At 34.1% G+C, this 17126-nt stretch carries 22 protein-coding genes; 17 read left to right on the top strand and 5 right to left on the bottom strand.

Annotation, left to right across the window (positions count from 1 at the left end):
* Positions 1-2: 2 nt before the first annotated feature.
* From ABGT15_RS12015 to ABGT15_RS12035, 5 genes are read left to right on the top strand one after another with little or no spacing between them, the layout of a single operon-like run.
* Positions 3-188 carry a CcoQ/FixQ family Cbb3-type cytochrome c oxidase assembly chaperone gene (locus ABGT15_RS12015; RefSeq protein ID WP_367231683.1) on the top strand — a complete coding sequence of 62 codons (186 nt, stop codon included), beginning with the start codon at positions 3-5 and terminating at the stop codon, positions 186-188.
* A 12-nt stretch (positions 189-200) separates the two neighbouring features.
* Positions 201-1154: a cbb3-type cytochrome c oxidase N-terminal domain-containing protein gene (locus tag ABGT15_RS12020; RefSeq protein ID WP_367231684.1), complete on the top strand. Its 954-nt coding sequence runs from the start codon at positions 201-203 to the stop codon at positions 1152-1154.
* Positions 1155-1161: 7 nt separating this feature from the next.
* Positions 1162-2580 carry a cytochrome c oxidase accessory protein CcoG gene (gene ccoG / locus ABGT15_RS12025; protein WP_367231685.1) on the top strand — a complete coding sequence of 473 codons (1419 nt, stop codon included), beginning with the start codon at positions 1162-1164 and terminating at the stop codon, positions 2578-2580.
* 11 nt (positions 2581-2591) lie between these two features.
* On the top strand, positions 2592-3038 hold the full coding sequence (locus ABGT15_RS12030; protein WP_367231686.1) for a FixH family protein: 447 nt from the start codon (positions 2592-2594) through the stop codon (positions 3036-3038).
* Between the two features lies 1 nt (position 3039).
* Complete coding sequence (locus ABGT15_RS12035; RefSeq protein WP_367231687.1) at positions 3040-3741, top strand: sulfite exporter TauE/SafE family protein; 702 nt, start codon at positions 3040-3042, stop codon at positions 3739-3741.
* Here the strand turns inward: ABGT15_RS12035 and ABGT15_RS12040 are convergent.
* Both ABGT15_RS12040 and hemN read right to left on the bottom strand, forming a co-directional pair.
* Entirely contained in the window at positions 3667-4314 is a 648-nt protein-coding gene (locus ABGT15_RS12040; RefSeq protein ID WP_367231688.1) for a uracil-DNA glycosylase family protein, read from the bottom strand. The genes ABGT15_RS12035 and ABGT15_RS12040 overlap by 75 nt on opposite strands.
* Before the next feature lie 43 nt (positions 4315-4357).
* Complete coding sequence (hemN, locus tag ABGT15_RS12045) at positions 4358-5722, bottom strand: oxygen-independent coproporphyrinogen III oxidase (RefSeq protein WP_367231689.1); 1365 nt, start codon at positions 5720-5722, stop codon at positions 4358-4360.
* Positions 5723-5888: 166 nt separating this feature from the next.
* Between hemN and ABGT15_RS12050 the strand changes: the two genes are divergently transcribed.
* The gene (locus ABGT15_RS12050) at positions 5889-8159 is read left to right on the top strand and encodes a cation:proton antiporter domain-containing protein (protein WP_367231690.1); all 2271 of its coding nucleotides are present in this window, start codon (positions 5889-5891) and stop codon (positions 8157-8159) included.
* Positions 8160-8204: 45 nt separating this feature from the next.
* Here ABGT15_RS12050 and ABGT15_RS12055 read toward each other — a convergent pair whose 3' ends face one another.
* Positions 8205-8756, bottom strand: a complete 552-nt coding sequence (locus ABGT15_RS12055; protein ID WP_367231691.1) for a DUF4468 domain-containing protein — start codon at positions 8754-8756, stop codon at positions 8205-8207.
* 308 nt (positions 8757-9064) lie between these two features.
* Here ABGT15_RS12055 and ABGT15_RS12060 point away from each other — a divergent pair, with 308 nt between their 5' ends.
* From ABGT15_RS12060 to ABGT15_RS12075, 4 genes are all read left to right on the top strand, one after another.
* Entirely contained in the window at positions 9065-10354 is a 1290-nt protein-coding gene (locus tag ABGT15_RS12060; protein WP_367231692.1) for a tyrosine-type recombinase/integrase, read from the top strand.
* Between the two features lie 84 nt (positions 10355-10438).
* Positions 10439-11269, top strand: coding sequence for a DUF4747 family protein (locus ABGT15_RS12065; protein WP_367231693.1), 831 nt, complete (start codon positions 10439-10441; stop codon positions 11267-11269).
* Positions 11266-11757, top strand: a complete 492-nt coding sequence (locus ABGT15_RS12070) for a hypothetical protein (RefSeq protein WP_367231694.1) — start codon at positions 11266-11268, stop codon at positions 11755-11757. Before ABGT15_RS12065 ends, ABGT15_RS12070 begins: the two co-directional genes overlap by 4 nt.
* A gap of 44 nt (positions 11758-11801) precedes the next feature.
* Positions 11802-12035: a hypothetical protein gene (locus ABGT15_RS12075; RefSeq protein WP_367231695.1), complete on the top strand. Its 234-nt coding sequence runs from the start codon at positions 11802-11804 to the stop codon at positions 12033-12035.
* A gap of 119 nt (positions 12036-12154) precedes the next feature.
* Here ABGT15_RS12075 and ABGT15_RS12080 read toward each other — a convergent pair whose 3' ends face one another.
* Together ABGT15_RS12080 and ABGT15_RS12085 are read right to left on the bottom strand one after the other, a co-directional pair.
* On the bottom strand, positions 12155-12679 hold the full coding sequence (locus tag ABGT15_RS12080; RefSeq protein WP_367231696.1) for a hypothetical protein: 525 nt from the start codon (positions 12677-12679) through the stop codon (positions 12155-12157).
* Positions 12680-12703: 24 nt separating this feature from the next.
* The gene (locus tag ABGT15_RS12085) at positions 12704-12925 is read right to left on the bottom strand and encodes a hypothetical protein (protein ID WP_367231697.1); all 222 of its coding nucleotides are present in this window, start codon (positions 12923-12925) and stop codon (positions 12704-12706) included.
* Between the two features lie 390 nt (positions 12926-13315).
* Here ABGT15_RS12085 and ABGT15_RS12090 point away from each other — a divergent pair, with 390 nt between their 5' ends.
* From ABGT15_RS12090 to ABGT15_RS12120, 7 genes are all read left to right on the top strand, one after another.
* Positions 13316-13816 (top strand): hypothetical protein, encoded by a 501-nt coding sequence (locus ABGT15_RS12090; protein ID WP_367231698.1) that lies wholly within the window; start codon positions 13316-13318, stop codon positions 13814-13816.
* 174 nt (positions 13817-13990) lie between these two features.
* On the top strand, positions 13991-14206 hold the full coding sequence (locus ABGT15_RS12095; protein WP_367231699.1) for a helix-turn-helix domain-containing protein: 216 nt from the start codon (positions 13991-13993) through the stop codon (positions 14204-14206).
* Complete coding sequence (locus ABGT15_RS12100) at positions 14193-14492, top strand: helix-turn-helix domain-containing protein (RefSeq protein WP_367231700.1); 300 nt, start codon at positions 14193-14195, stop codon at positions 14490-14492. Before ABGT15_RS12095 ends, ABGT15_RS12100 begins: the two co-directional genes overlap by 14 nt.
* Before the next feature lie 86 nt (positions 14493-14578).
* The gene (locus ABGT15_RS12105) at positions 14579-15298 is read left to right on the top strand and encodes a hypothetical protein (RefSeq protein WP_367231701.1); all 720 of its coding nucleotides are present in this window, start codon (positions 14579-14581) and stop codon (positions 15296-15298) included.
* A gap of 338 nt (positions 15299-15636) precedes the next feature.
* The gene (locus ABGT15_RS12110; protein ID WP_367231702.1) at positions 15637-15852 is read left to right on the top strand and encodes a hypothetical protein; all 216 of its coding nucleotides are present in this window, start codon (positions 15637-15639) and stop codon (positions 15850-15852) included.
* 12 nt (positions 15853-15864) lie between these two features.
* Positions 15865-16572 (top strand): hypothetical protein, encoded by a 708-nt coding sequence (locus ABGT15_RS12115; protein ID WP_367231703.1) that lies wholly within the window; start codon positions 15865-15867, stop codon positions 16570-16572.
* Between the two features lie 52 nt (positions 16573-16624).
* The gene (locus ABGT15_RS12120; RefSeq protein WP_367231704.1) at positions 16625-17113 is read left to right on the top strand and encodes a terminase small subunit; all 489 of its coding nucleotides are present in this window, start codon (positions 16625-16627) and stop codon (positions 17111-17113) included.
* Positions 17114-17126 lie beyond the last annotated feature (13 nt).

Raw genomic sequence — 17126 nt, forward strand, 5'->3', positions numbered from 1 at the left:
TCATGTTAAAATTCATCAAACACAATATGGAAACCATCTCAGGAATTGAGATTTATCCCATCATATCGTTACTTATTTTCTTCTTGTTCTTCGTAGGCTTGTACGCTTGGGTGTTCACCTATAAAAAAGAGAAAATTGCCGAAATGAGTAACATTCCGTTCAATAACGATAATGCTGTAGAGCTTTAAAATTTGCCAGTTATGAAAAAGTTTTTTCCAATATATGTAAGGATTCCGGTTTTGTTCGCTTTGTTTTTCATCGCGATGGAATTCTTTATCGACTCCGGAGACCGTCCTGCTTTCATCAAATATCCGATGGTTTCCTTGATTCTGTTGTTGTTTCTTTTCGTATTAATTGCGATGGAAGTTGTACTGAAAGCTACGAACAACATTCTGAACAGTTTACTAACTGAAGAACAACGCAAACAGAAAGAAATCGAAGATGAACTGCCTTTTACAGAAACGGCTTTCTACAAAAAATGGATGCAAAAATTAACCCGCTCCCGTAAAATTGAGGAAGAAGGCGAGTTAATGATGGATCACGATTACGACGGTATCAAAGAGTTGGATAATGTGTTACCGCCGTGGTGGGTGTATTTGTTCTATGCCTGTATTGCGTTCTCGTTCATTTACTTAGTTCGTTTTCACATCTTAGGTCATGACGATCAGACGATGGAATTTGAAAAAGAAATGGCCGAGGCCAAAATCGCGGTGGAAGAATACAAGAAAACCGCTCCCGATTTAATGGACAAAGAAAAAGTTACGTTGTTAACCGACGCCTCCGAGTTAGCTGCCGGAAAAGCGATTTTCGAAACAAATTGTGTTGCATGTCACCGTCCGGACGGAGGAGGAGCCATCGGCCCGAATTTAACCGATGACCGCTGGGTTTTAGGTGGAGGAATTAAAAATGTTTTCAATACCATTATGGAAGGCGGTCGTGCCGGAAAAGGAATGGTGCCTTGGAAAGAAATTATTAAGCCGTCTGATATTCAAAAAGTTGCTAGTTATGTGTTAAGTCTTCAAGGTACTAATCCAAAAGACGGTAAAGCACCGGAAGGCGAAGTTTGGGTAGATGAAAATGCGCCAAAACAAGAGGCTTCCAAAACTGCAACCGATTCCACAAAAACTGCCGCTAAAACAGTAGCCATAAATTAAAAATGCCATGTCCAATCTACCTGATGAAAGTTTTAGAGATACCATCGCGACCATAGATCAAGAAGGAAAGCGTGCCTGGATTTTTCCTAAAATTCCAAAAGGGAAATTCTACGAAAGAAGAAAACTGGTTAGTTACTTTTTGTTAGCCTTTCTGTTTTCGGCACCGTTTATCAAAATTAATGGGAATCAGTTTTTGCTGTTTAACATTATGGAACGGAAGTTCTCGATTTTCGGTTTTCCGTTTTGGCCACAGGATTTTCATTTGGTGGTGATTTCGATGATCATTGGTGTAGTGGGATTGGCTTTGTTTACGGTAGCTTTCGGACGTATTTTCTGCGGATGGTTTTGCCCACAAACGATTTTTATGGAAATGCTTTTCCGAAGAATCGAGTTCTGGATTGAAGGCGACCGCGGAGCGCAGGTAAAACTGAACAAACAGGAATGGAACGCGGAGAAAATCAGAAAGAAAGCGACGAAATGGTTTTTGTTTTTCATTGCCTCTTTTGTGATTGCTAATGTATTTCTGGCGTATTTGGTAGGAAGTGACCAAGTGTTAGACATGGTGCGGCAAGGACCGTTTCACAACGTAAGTACGTTCATTGCCTTATTGATTTTTACAGCGGTTTTCTACTTCATTTACGCGTGGTTTCGCGAGCAGGTGTGCATCATCGCTTGCCCTTACGGAAGAATGCAGGGTGTTTTGCTCGACAATAAAACCATCAATGTTGCTTACGATCACGTACGTGGCGAAGGAGCATCGGGAAGAGCCAAATTCAAGAAAAACGAAGATCGTAAAATGCTTGGGAAAGGTGATTGTATCGATTGCCACCAATGTGTAAACGTTTGCCCGACAGGAATTGATATCCGTAACGGAATTCAGTTGGAGTGCATCAATTGCACGGCTTGTATCGATGAATGCGATCACATCATGGAAAGTGTCAACCTGCCGAAAGGTTTGATTCGTTATGCTTCCGAAGCGGAAATCGTGAAAAAGGAGAAATTCGTTTTCACGACCAGAATGAAAGGTTATGTAGCGGTTTTAGCAATCCTGATTGGTGTTTTAATCGGGATGTTGTTCCTAAGAAATGATGTGGAAGCAACCGTTTTACGACTTCCGGGACAATTGTTTCAGCATAAAGGTGAGAACATTAGTAATGTGTTTACGTATAAAGTGGTAAACAAGACCGTGCGTGATTTCGAGAATATCCATTTCAAATTGGCTAATCCGAAAGGTGAAATCAAGATGGTAGGAAAAGAAAGTTTTAAAGTTGTTAAAGAAGATATGGCGCAAGGAACGCTGTTTGTAGAAATTCATCCGGCATTTTTGAAAGGCGACAAAACAAAGATTACCATTGAAGTATATAATAATGGAGAACTCCTCGAAACCACAACCACTAATTTTTTAGGACCGAGAAGTTTTAATTAAAAATAAAGACTATGAAAGTTAATTGGGGAACAGGAATTGTCATTGCTTTTGGGCTGTTCATGACATTTATTTTGTACTTCGTATTCAAAGTACAATCCGATTCGCAGTACGACCACGAAATGGTTACTGAGGAATATTACAAGAAAGAATTAGGATTCCAACAACAGTTGGACAAATCGCAACATGCTTACGATTTAAAAGAAAAACTAACAGTGACGTCTCAAAACGGAGGCATATTAATAAGCTTTCCGAAAACATTCGATTATACTAAAATTAAAGGCAAAGTGTCCTTCTACAGACCGTCCAACCAGAAATTGGATTTTGAGAAAACGATCTCATTATCCTCTTCAAATTTGCTCATACCTAAAACAGATTTGGTGGGCGGTCGTTGGGACATTACCATAGATTGGGAATACGAAGGTGTTGGGTATTTGAATAAACAACAAGTAAATTTATAAAATGCTTTTTTCGGGGTTCATACTTGGGTTAATCAGTAGTTTACATTGCATTGGGATGTGTGGTCCCATTGCAATGATGCTGCCGATCGACCACAAAAATCCTGCTAAAAAGATACTACAGTTATTAACGTATCATTCCGGAAGGGTAGTGTCATATATGACTTTCGGGTTGGTTTTTGGTTTGTTGGGTAAAGGACTTTTTCTTGCGGGATTGCAGCAGCAGTTGTCTGTTGTCATTGGCATTTTGATGATTGCATTCGTACTTATTCCGGAGAAAGTCCTCGCCCAATATAATTTTTCCAAACCGGTTTACCGATTGATTTCGAGAGTGAAAACGGCTTTGGGAAGCCAATTTAAAAAGCGTAGTTATAAAGCCTTGTTTGCCATAGGTTTATTAAACGGATTTTTGCCTTGCGGATTGGTGTACGTGGCTTTATTCGGTGCGATTGCCATGCAGCATGAATTGTTGGGAGTTGGCTATATGCTGCTTTACGGTTTAGGAACGATTCCGATGATGAGCGCTGTAGTTTATGTTTCTAATTTAGTAACTGTCCCGATGCGCAACAAAATTCAGAAAGCTATTCCAATTGTGACGGTTTTTATCGGAATGTTGTTTATTATGAGAGGTTTAGGCTTGGGGATTCCTTATGTTTCCCCAAGTGATTTGAGCCTTTTTGTGCAAAACAATCCAGTTTGTAAATAGTTGTTTTAAGGCTTCGCGAACAATTTTCCTGAGTTCCGGCACAACTTCTTCTTCAAACCACGGATTTTTCTTCTGCCATAATTTATTTCTGGGCGATGGATGTACCAGTGGTAAAAACTTCGGCAGAAATTCTTTGTAATGCAGCACGTTTTCCGTTAAATTCTTATAAGCTTTGTCTTTCAGATAGTATTTATGCGCATAATTTCCGATGAGCAGGATCAGTTTTACATTGGTTACATTTTCTAAAAGTTGTTGATGCCATAGCGGTTCGCATTCCGGTCTTGGTGGTAAATCGCCGGATTTTCCTTTTCCCGGATAACAGAAGCCCATCGGCATAATCCCAAAAATAGAAGTATCGTAAAATTGATTGCGGTCTACATTGAGCCAACGTCTAAGTTCTTCACCACTGGCATCGTTCCAGGGAATTCCGCTTGCATGTGCTTTAGTTCCAGGGGCCTGACCAATAATAATGATTTTGGATTCGGCACTGATAGACAAAACCGGTTTCGGAGAATTCGGCAGAAAATCTTTGCAGACGATACATTGTTCTATTTTACGAAGTAAATCTTCCATAATTTAGGTAAGGCTTACTCCAAAAATAAGGTTTATTTCGCTATTAAACCGTCATGGAGAACAATTGCGTTTGCGGTGCTTTGCGTTTTAAACGTAAATCAAAAGCCATGCAGATGTTGCGTACAAAAGGTTTTCCTTTTTCGGTAACGGTAATGGCATTGTGTTGGATGATGAGCAAACCATCGTTTTCCATTTCCTGTAATTGTGCCAAAACATTGGGTAGTTCTTTAAAATACAAATACTTTTCATCCCAAGAAGTGGTAAATTGACACATCAGATTCAAAATGTGTTTGCGGATGATTAAATCTTCTTCGTTTAAAATATGACCTTTACAAACAGGGATTTCGTTGTTATCCAATCGGGTATAGTAGTCTTCCAAAGTCTTTTCGTTTTGCGCAAATCCGTACCAGCTGTCACTGATGGAAGAAACGCCTAAACCAATCATTAACTGTGTTTTAGAAGAAGTGTAGCCCATGAAATTACGATGCAGTTTTCCTTCCTGAAACGCCTGAAACATGCTGTCTTTTTTGTAGGCAAAATGATCCATGCCAATTTCGTGATAGCCTTTTTTTGATAAAAGTTGTTTGCCGACTTCATACAAACGTCGTTTTTCATCGTCTTTCGGTACATCTTCATCTTTAAAACCACGTTGCCCGTTACCTTTAATCCACGGAACATGGGCATAGCTGTAAAAAGCTAAGCGGTCAGGAGAAAGTGCTTTGGTTTTCTCAATGGTATCCACCACATTTTCAAGCGACTGAAATGGTAATCCGAATACCAAATCATGCGAAACAGAAGTATAACCAATCTCTTTTGCCCAAAACGTAACTTTCGCCACATTGTGAAACGGTTGAATCCTATGGATGGCATTTTGTACTTTATCGGAGTAATCCTGAACACCGAAACTCACTCTGCGAAAGCCTAAATTATATAGTTTTTGCAGATGTTCGCGTGTTGTATTGTTGGGATGACCTTCAAAACTGAATTCATGTTCTTTTGCTTTTTCAGCTCGTTTAAAAATTCCGATGATGAGGTTTTCCAGATTTTCCGGTGAGAAAAATGTTGGGGTACCACCACCCAAATGAATTTCTTTGACGATGGGCTTTTCAGGAAACAAATCGCAATACAGCTTCCATTCTTTCAGAACTGCTTCAATGTATGGATGTTCTACTTCATGACGTTTGGTAATTCGTTTATGACAACCACAAAAGGTGCACAAACTTTCGCAAAACGGCAAGTGGATGTAAAGGCTTATTCCCTCAGAAGTGTTGCTTTCGGAAAACGATTGTATAAAACTGTCTTTCCAGCGTTCTGTTGAAAATGTTTTTTCATCCCAATACGGTACAGTCGGATAGCTTGTATAACGCGGTCCCGGAACATTGTATTTTTGAACTAATGAAGTGGTCATAACGATGATTTTACAAGTTCAAAATTACTTTATGAAGCTTTTATTTAAAATGATAATTGTCATATTCATTTCAGCGGAATAAATATTCTTCCAATAACTTCTAATTCCTTTTTTATTACTAATATTGGTGTCCGTAAGCGAAAGGCATAAACCGCTTGGTTTTACTATGAAAAAATTCAAAAACAGCTTTTTTTATTTCGGGATTGTAGGTGTTACTTCGGCCATCATGTACTGGACAGTACAAAATGGAAAAGTCTTGGAAAATGGCAGAAATGTTGTGGTTTTGGCTTCTAAAAACAGTCAATGGCAAGAGTTTCTTAATTCTTTAGGTCATAATCTAACACACCCGCTGGCTATTTTATTGGCTCAGATTGTTACCATTGTTTTTGTGGCCCGTCTTTTCGGAGCTCTTTTTAAAAGAATCGGACAGCCGAGCGTTATTGGTGAAATCCTTGCCGGGATTGTTCTTGGACCTTCAGTTATCGGAAATTATTTTCCTGAATTTTCTGAAGCCCTGTTTCCGGCGGCTTCGTTGGGTAATCTTCAGTTTCTCAGTCAGATAGGATTGATATTGTTCATGTTTGTGGTGGGAATGGAACTTGATTTGAAAGTTTTGCAAAACAAAGCCAAAGAAGCGGTGGTAATCAGTCATGCAAGTATTGTGATTCCGTTTACCTTGGGCATGGTTTTAGCCTATTTTATTTATACTGAATTTGCTCCGGAAGGTATTGAATTCCTATCCTTTGCCTTGTTTACAGGAATAGCAATGAGTATCACGGCGTTTCCGGTTTTAGCACGTATAGTACAAGAGCGGGGTTTGCATAAAACAAAATTAGGCGCGATGGTAATTACCTGTGCTGCCGCTGATGATATCACTGCCTGGTGTATTTTAGCCGCGGTAATCGCCATTGTAAAAGCAGGTTCTTTTTTAAGTTCACTATACATTATTGCGTTAGCGATTGTATATGTTTTGTTGATGCTGAAAGTGGTTAAACCATTTTTAAAACGTATTGGTGAACTTTACGACAATCCGGGAAGTATTACCAAACCGGTGGTGGCGATTTTCTTTTTAACATTGCTGATTTCATCTTATGCTACAGAAATAATTGGTATTCATGCTTTGTTTGGAGCTTTTATGGCAGGTGTAATCATGCCGGAAAGTATGCGTTTCCGTAATGTTTTTATCGAAAAGGTTGAGGATGTTTCCCAAGTGATGCTGCTTCCGTTGTTCTTTGTGTTTACAGGACTTCGTACGCAAATTGGATTGTTGAATGACGCTTATTTGTGGGAAGTTTGCGGATACATTGTTTTGGTGGCTGTAGTCGGGAAGTTTGTCGGAAGTGCGCTTACGGCGAGATATGTTGGACAGAGTTGGAAAGACAGTTTGACTATCGGAGCATTAATGAATACACGCGGTTTGATGGAGCTAGTGGTTTTGAACATCGGATATGATTTGGGGGTTCTGAAACCGGAAATCTTTGCGATGATGGTAATCATGGCGTTGGCAACAACTTTTATGACTGGTCCTGCGTTGGATATTATCAATTTTGTATTCAAATCGAAAACTGAAATTGTTCCTAAAGAGATTGTTCAAAACAGTAAGTTCAAGATTCTTTTTTCTTTTCATAGTGCCGATGAGAGTAAGTCTTTATTGCGTTTGGCTAACAATTTTGTAAAAAAAATGAACAACAAAGCTGTAGTTACCGCAATGCATATTTTGCCAAGTAATGAATTGAATCCGTACAATATAGATGAGTATGAGAAGGAAAGTTTTAGGCCGGTTTTGCAGGCGTCAGAAGAATTGAGTCAACAGGTAACAACTATTTTTAAAAGTTCTATAGAAGTCGAAAATGATGTAATAGAAGTTTCCAACAAAGGAGATTTCGATTTGGTGCTAATGAGTTTGAGCCAGTCTATTTTTGATGGAACTTTCTTGGGGAAAGTACTTGGATTTACTACACGAATTATCAGTCCCGAGAGTTTAATCAATAAATTCACGGGAAGAGAGAAGTTGTTTGACAGTAATCATTTTGACGAAAGAACCGCTTTGATTTTATCCAAAACAGAAGTTCCCGTTGGTATTTTAGTGGATAAAAATTTTCAAAACGCCAACAGAGTATTTGTTTTACTTTTAGATGAAAGCGATTTGTTTCTTTTGGATTATGCCAAACAATTAATTGAAAATACGAATGCTACGGTATCCATTTTAGACAAAGCCGGACATTTGAAAGGAAGTTCAGTATTTAATGAGCAGATAGAAAAAATCAGTAAAAAATACCCCAAACATGTTAAACTGGCGGTAGAAAGAAAGATTGAAAAAGCACTATTGGATGAGCAGGATCTAATGATTATCAGTGTAGAAACCTGGAAAGAACTGTTAGACAAACAGAGTTCCTGGTTAAATAAAACGCCTTCGTTATTGATTATGAAACCATAAAAAAAGTCCCGATAATTCGGGACTTTTTATTTATTATGGAAAAAATTACCATTCGCTTGAATTAGCATTGGCTTTACTCATTTCCTTTTTAATGTTCGATTTAATGTTTCCGATTTCGGTATTGATGGCCGCATAATAAGCGGTTAAAACTTCCATGGTTTTTGGTTTTTGCGCTGCTTTTTCAGTTGCGGTTTTATCAAATAACTTTTCAAGTGGTGTTTCGGAAACCTCGGTTTTGGTTAAGATGTTCTTGATTTCGTATTTGTATTTACCGTCTTTCGATAGAATTGTTACGGTATAAAACAATTTAACTTTCACATCGCTTCCGTTGATTTTAACATTCATTATAGAATACTGAGTGTCTGTAACCGATGAAGCTTCAACGTTTTGCTTTAACTTGTCCTGAGTTACTTTGTAAGTGTTCACAAAAAACATTTTGGAGTTGGTAAACAAATCCTGCTTGGTTTTTCCTTCTGCCGGAACAACTTCTGTAAAAATAATTTGTCCGTTTTCGTTTAATGGGAAGTCAAATTTGGCTTCTTGTGCCTGCATTCCGAAAGAAACGGCTGTTAATAAGGCTAAAAGTAATCTTTTCATTTTTATAAAATTATAGTTAATTTTTTGGGTTACAGAATTACAATATTAGCATTATTTTTAAAATAAAAAAGCCTTTAAAATAAAATTTTAAAGGCTTTATGTGGAGTCGGAGAGAGTACATTTTTTGAAAACTCACATTTCATCATATTTCCGGTTCATATGAATCAAAGGTCTTAAATATTGGTATTTTTATATTTTTTCAAAAAACATATTGTATCAAATTGTTTCAATTGATTTCAAATGTATTCATTTTACCGTACAATTACCGTACAAATGATTATTTTTGTATTGTTCAAATGATTTCAATTATGGCAACAGTTAATTTTTTATATCGTTCATCCAAAGAAAAAGCCAACCTAATTTTAAGATTATTGTTCAGATACCAGGACAATGATTATGTTTTTGGGGCAAGTACTAAATGTGAAGTAACAAGAGAATATTGGACTAAGCAGCATAAATTAAAAAGAGTAAGTGAAATCAGTATTAAAAACAAACAAACGGAAATCAATAATGATCTAAATAAAATAGAGAATCATATTTTAAAAGCGTTTGCTAAAGTTAATCCTGAAACAATAACAAAAAATTGGCTGCAGTTACAGATTGAAAATTATTATAATCCTCCAAAAAAAGAAAAAGCACTTCCGGAGAATATAATCCATTACATTGATTTTTATATTGATTACCGTAAGAATGAAATCTCAGAAGCTTCAAGGAAGAAATTTAATGTAATTAAACATAAATTAGAGAGATTTCAAGCTTATAGAAGAGAACCTATATTAATCCATGGGATAAATGATAAATTCAAAACAGAGTTTGTAAATTATCTTGTCAAAGAAGGATATTCTCAAAATACCATGCATCGAGAGCTGGTTTTTATTAAAACATTCTGTAAACACGCACGCTTTATGGGTCTCGAAACACATCCTCAATTAGATGGATTATCACTCGAACGTGCAAAAACTGAAAAAATATACTTGACCGAAGACGAGATTGAATTGTTGAATAATATTGAACCAACAAAATTATCTGATAGTTTGGCTAATGCCCGAGACTGGCTTATAATAAGCTGCTATACCGGTCAGAGAGTGTCTGATTTTATGAGGTTTAAGAGCAACATGATAAGATATGAGGATGGTAAGCCATTGATTGATTTTACTCAAGTGAAAACCGGCAAAGTAATGACATTACCATTACATCGAAAAGTTCTTGAAATCTTAGAAAAAAGGAATGGTCAATTTCCTTATCCGATATCAGATCAAAAATATAACGATTATATTAAATTGGTTGCATTTGAGGCCGGTTTAAAACAAAAGGTAAAAGGAGGAAAAGCAATAACAACAAAGACCGGAAATAAAGTAATTGGTAAGTCAGGTAAATTGGTTGATGAGAGTAAAACTAGGAAAGAAACCGGTGTATATGAAAAGTGGGAATTAGTAAGTTCTCATATTGGTCGTCGATCTTTTGCAACAAATTTTTATGGTAAAATACCAACATCGCTATTGATTGCTGCAACCGGTCATAGTACTGAGCATCAATTTTTGCAATATATTGGTAAAAGTGATTCTGAGAAAGCTAAGCAGTTAGCAGATTATTTTTAAATGTATTTACAGAGGCAATTTTAATTTATAAGTGAAATTCTTGAATGATTTTATTTACATTTGTTTTGAACTAACTGAATTATTATGTCGAAAATATTATTTAATAGATTACATTTAACTGTACCCGAAGGTGTTAATAAAAAAGTTTTTTACATTGATGGTATTAGAAGTGCAGCTGCGGCTGGATTTAAAGATTATGCATATAAAATTGTTGACGTAGAAACTCATGATGACTTTATTGTTGGAACATTAATTAAATATGATCCATACGGCAAAGGTGAATATTTTGACGAAAAGAAAGGAAAAGTCGAAAAAGGAGGAACGACTAACTCTATTGTTGCTAAATCGATATTTGTTATACAAGTTAGTGAGTCTGTAATTGCTTTTAAAGATGTTCCAAATATTATTTCCAGAATGATGTTTACAAGAATGTTCACAGAGTTGTTTAAAATCAACTGTGAAGGTAAGGATTTTGATTTTTCGATGACAAGTATAACCGAACAGTACTCATTTGTAGAGAAAGTATCTACATTGAAACAAATTAAAAAAATAACGATATCTCTAGTTCCTTCAAATCCAAGAAATGCCGATATTTGGAAAAGCATGGACGAGCGATTACGTAACAACAACATTGCAAAATATAAAGAAGTACAAGAAACTAATAAACCGGGTGGTATTACAATAGATGAAGAAACAAAAAGTAAAATGATTATGTCTGAGGATGGTTATGGAGAAAGTACAGCTCAAGGCTTTGATGAGTCAGGTGCAAATGTTACTATCACCACCAAACAACATAACAAAGAAGTTTCTGCAGTACTACCAGTCGATATTGAATCTACTGGAGATTCAAAAACAATAATAAACTATTTAAAAGCAACATTTGACAAAATTAGTCTAAGAACTAAAAAAGCATGAGAAGAGTAAAGGCATTAATATTAAGTTGGGATTTTTTTGCTACAGTTTTTGTGACTGCAATAGCTTACTTTATTATGCCGGGATATATTGACATGAAATTCTTACTTTCGGTTTATAATATGAGTATCACGATTTTAGCATTGATATTCTCATTGTTTTTTGCTGCTCTTGCTATTATAATGTCTTCATCTGAAAATGATTTTATAGATTTTTTGGATGAAGAGAATTTATTTACAGAATTATTATGGTCTTTTAAAGTCACATTAATATTTCTTTTTTTTAGCCTAATTTATTCGATTATATTGTACACAGGTACATCTTATTATATTGAGACATATTCCTCAAAGGAATGGTTGCAGGATAATATACTATTTCTAATTTTAGTTGCGTTATTCACATATAGTATGGCGGCCACCTGCATAAGTGTTTATGATACAATCAAATTTTCTGAGTATCGATCAAAATTCAACAGAATGAAAAAAAAATAATAATGAGGATAATTAAATAATAAGAACATAAAAAAATAACAACTATGAAAAAATTACTTTTAATTACAGGATTGCTATTTGCTTTCACAACAACGCAAGCACAAGAGAAAAAACAGTACAGAAGTGCTGAATCAGGACAATATGTTTCTAAATCTACAGCAGAGAAAAGCCCTTCAACAACTTATAGTACAACTAAAAGTAGCTCATCTACTAAAAGTAGAAGCGATGCTCCAAAAACTACAACATCATCTACAAGTTCAAGAAAAAGCAAAAGTTAAATAATATATTAAGGCAAAATGATAATAGTGGTTTGTAAAATAAACTTTCAGACCGATTAAATTATTAACCTTAAAACCCGTCTGAATCCAGTCGGGTTTTTTTACTTAAATTTAGCTAATTAAGGAATAATAATTTCTTTAAACTCTCCTAATTCTTCAAATGTTGAGTATGCTGTACCGTCTTTTGTTGCTCCAAAATCATTTTGAGCAATATATTCAATTGCAATTAGCCAATTAGATTCTTTATCGGAAAAAAAGAAAGAAACTTTTTTAGGAACATAAGTTCTTCTGTTTTTCATTTGAAACATAGTTTTAATGTTTGCAGTTGAGATCATTGAATTTATCTCATTAATTGAAATTGAAGAATACCTGTTCAAACTGCAGCTTAGGCTAAATTGTACCTCTACTGGTTTCTCATCACCATTGATAATATAAATTGAATTTGATTTCGATTTTACAAAATCACCAACAGTAATAATATCTGAACTTTTTAAAGTTGTAGATTCAATTTTTGTTTCTTTTAGATATTTGTATGTTCCATTTTTATGCAGTTGAACTTTTTTTCCACTTTCAGTTGTAGCAATTTCTTGCGTAAATCCAGTAAATGAAATTAAGCTTATAATTAGGAAAGTAATTTTTTTCATAGTTTATTAATTTTTGACTTGTTTTTATTTTGTTAAGCTTGCTCTCAGATTGAATTTCATTTCATCTGATAATTGATGTTTACCCCTTGGGGCACGCTCCGGATTTGCTTCCAATAATTTCAAAGCGCTTTTTGCTTCAAGTTCTAATCTATTTGCAACAGCAATATTCTGTTCTGCAATAGCTCTCATGTCTTTACATATTTCAATTTGTTGTTTGTAAAACTGGATTTTATCTTTTTTATTCATTTATGTAAGATTTTCATTCTGAAAAGTAATGAAAAGCAAAAGTTTTAAAGAAGATTATTAAAAATAGTTATCAACAAATTATTTGCAATTGTAAAATAAAGTGCTTATATTTACAACATAATTGAAAAATATAAAATATGAATGAAAGAATTACTAAGCTGTTTTCATGCTGCCTAGAAAACGAAGTAATATTATTTGAAACCAACCTTTCAGAATTTCAGAAGAAATTTGAAAAAATTGAATCAGAATCCAATTCTTATAGACAGTTCAACTATAAGTTTAAGCAAACATCAATGTTCAAGCAAACAATCAATGGCAAAGAATACACTTTTCAGCAATTAGTCTGAAAGTAATATGTTCAAATGTATGTTCAACTAACAATTAAAAATTATGATTAAAAATGTTTCTACCTCAGAAATGGTTTTAGACATCAATCATCTGCAGTTCACAGACGAGGTTGGTGTATTTGGATTAAATATTGAAATCCTAAACCGTATTACAGCTTTAAATAAGTTAAATAGATTTTGCGAGAGCATAAAATCCCCATTTAGAGCCAATACAGAAATTTTATTTCAGGTAATAGATTCAATTCTAAATGAAAAAGGATTTCCAGGCCCGGAATTGAAAAAATATTTCAATGCAAGAAATGAAATTGAAAAAATCGAACTTGTTTCATATCGAGTATTGGACTTTTCAAAATTTGAAATGCCTGTGCAGGCAGAATTTGCCATATTTGGATTATCTTACGATAAATACACAAATATTAGTGAAGGAGAAAAAGAAGCGCTTCATGAGGCTTATTTTGAGTTGCTGAATGAATTTGATTCGGAAAAAATTGATATTGATAATCTGATAAATCAAGTAACAGATCTTTTATCTGTGTTCAAATAAAATATTCATTTTCTAAATTATTTTAAAAGCGATAAGATTTATCGCTTTTTTTGTATATTTGTTTTACCGATTATTGAGATGTCAATTCTTTGAACTAATCTAAAGTTCACTTGATACTTGAAAAAGTCCACTATAGGAAATAGTGGCATGATATTTCCCAAATATATTTTTTCAATGGAAAGTCTAACTCCTGGAGTTGACGAATTAGTTTCTGCAAAAGAAGCTGCTTTATTATTGCAGCGATCCAGAAGCTGTATTCAAAGACTACAAAAGAAAGGGAAAATCACCGCGATCCCAACAAACAATGCAAAGTACTATTTCAAAAAATCTGAAGTATTGAAGTTAAAGGAGGTATTAATTTCTAAATCGAAAGCAAATGAAAAAGTTTGAGATTGAAGGAATTAATGCTGATGAGTTTAAAGAGATCTTATCACAACAGGTTAAAGCTGCTTTAGAACATCTACTTCCAAAGGCATCCAATCTAAATAATGATTCAGACGAACTTCTTACCAGAGAAGAAGCAATGGCTTTTCTAAAAATTGAAAGTTCAACACTTTGGAGATGGACCAATTCAGGAAGAATAATAGCTTATGGAATTGGACATAGTAGATACTACAAGAAGAAAGAATTGTTGCAAGCTTTAATTCCTTTAAAAGTAAAATCTGATGTTGAATAGAAAAAGAAAAGCCGGCTTGTTCAAGGCCGGCATTATGTTCAAATGCAAATTGCTTAATGGCTTTAAGCAACTAACTAAACAAAGATATGACAAAAGATGAAAATCAAGAAAAATATTTCAACTTTCCTATTCACTTGCTTAAAGGGTTCATGAAACACTCTTCAGTGTGCTTAAATAATATATTGGAATATTCAATTTATGCCCATTCGGAAAAATTAGAATATTCCAATGATTTGGAAAGGTTTGAGAGTTCTTTGAATTATTACGAAATAAAAGTTCCGGAAGACAAAAATGTAACATTAGCATGGCTTAAAAACGGCGAACATTTATATTTAAATAAGCCGGAAAAGTGCCCGATGGTAGGCTTGAGGTTAGGTATTTTTTGGGACTTTTATAATAATCACAAAAGGGAGATTGATAAAATTTGTTTGCTTGGTTTTTTATCAATAAAAAGCATTTTACAGAATAAGCCATATTGTAAGATTGATAATAAATTTTGGTTGAGTAGAATGGAAGGTAATGCAACTTCTGTTGATTACTTTGAAGATTTAGATGACAATATTAGGATTTACGCAAATGAATATCAAACAAAAAAAATAAAGTCTCTGTTGTCGGATCATTGGGGATTAATAACATATGCCAGATACACGAAAGGGTTTTATGTATCATTCTCTTTAACAATTGAGGAACTCGCATATCAAGTTGAAAAAAATAGGATTTTAAGCAAACAAAAAAAACAAGAGAATGCTCAAAAAACAGCTCAACAATTAGCGATTGAAAGATTAAGGAATGAAGGTTTATTGTAACACGACCATTAACACGACCATTAACACGACCACTTGAATGTCATTTTTATATCATAATTTAAAGTTAGCACGACCATTATTTTGAATTTATTTCAAACAAACACGACCTATAAAAAGATATTATAAAAAGATATTATAAAAAGATAATAAAGATAATACAAGAGTGTGTCGAATTATAAATTCGACCACCCTAATAATTGAAAATAATAATTGAATTTTCGGAGTCCATAAAAAGAAACAGGGTTCCATTGTTCAAACCCGATATTTGAAAAAACAGATGATTGAAAAATTAATAATTAAAAATTTTTTACATCATGTCAAAGCAAATTAAAAAAGAGATGGCTTTTCAACTCTTCGAAAAGTCAGAGACTCTCAAAAACCTCAAGCCTGAATTAAGATTACGATGGTTTAATCGTATCGATGTTGATTCAGAAATCCCAATCAAAAACCAGATTAATTCTCTGGAGAACGAATTTAACGAATTTAAACATTCACATATTCAAAACGAAATATCGAAAGAAGATGTTGAATCGATTGTTGGAGATATTATCTAAAGAACTATGGAAATGGAAAGAAAATTATTTCATGAGGATATTCAATTATTCAATGAAATCAGCTCAGATTTAAAAGAAATGAAGCCAATGCTTCAAAATTTAAAGAGTGCATATGAAGCGCTTAATATTGGAGCGTTTACCAATAGAGAATTAAAGGATCTAACAGCAAGTGTTAGTATTATATTAGCAAAGAACAAATTCTTAAAAGAGTTAAATGGTCAATTGGATGATATGAATGTTAAATCGAATATCATTCGAGAAAAAATGATCCTGGACCACATGCATTTGATTGAGGAATTAGAGCAAGCAATAGCAGCTTTAAAATCGTTTGTTCCCAAGGATATAAAGCAAAGAATTAGTGAAAGACAGGTTCATCTTAAAGCTAAAAATGTTTCTTTTGAAAATGGAACTTTCACAATCTCTGATGATGATAAAGAGAACATTCTGGAGACTTACTGTAGGTTTTATTTAACCTCGCTGGAAGAACAAGAATTCTTTGATAAAGTTCAAAATTATGTAAAAGCCTATGCCGATTTAAAAAATCACATGATTGATAATTTTTATGCAGATAACACAAATCTTAGAGATTTGAATGTCTTTATTGAAATCGAATCAGATCAGCATAGTTCTAGTTTTAAACCAAGTGAAATTAAGGTGAATAAAAGTGTCATTATAGGAATGATACGAAGAGCAATGCATCGACTTGATTTAAAAAAATAGGTATTCATAGGGTAGTATTTTTTAAATATTGCCCTATTTAAAAACATATATTATGGCAGCCAAAAAAGGAAATGAATGGTGGAAACTAAGAAGTAAACACGGAAGAGATAAGATTTTCGAAAATTCAAATCAACTTTGGGAATCATGTGCTGAATATTTTGAAGCCACAGACAAGAGAAAATGGAATAAAGTTGAATATAAAGGGAATCCACCAAAGAAGTTTCTTATACCTACTGAAACACCATATACCATAACCGGACTTTGTTTGTTTTTGGGAGTAAATTCAAAATACTTTAATGATTTCAAAAAGGCATTAGAAGGTAAGAATGATGACAAAAGCAAAGGTTTTTCCGAAGTCATTACGCGAGTAGAGGATATTATTTACACTCAAAAATTTGAAGGTGCTGCAGTATTCGCTTTTTCTCATGTAATTATTGCTAGGGATTTAGGATTAGTTGAAAAAAAAGAAAATCAACATTCTGGAAGTGTAGAAACAATTGTTTGGCGTGAGGAAAAGACTTATGAAGCGCCCAAAGAATAAAAAATAAAAGTGA

Origin of the sequence: Flavobacterium enshiense (assembly GCF_040750275.1) — a bacterium.
GTDB classification, from domain to species: domain Bacteria; phylum Bacteroidota; class Bacteroidia; order Flavobacteriales; family Flavobacteriaceae; genus Flavobacterium; species Flavobacterium enshiense_B.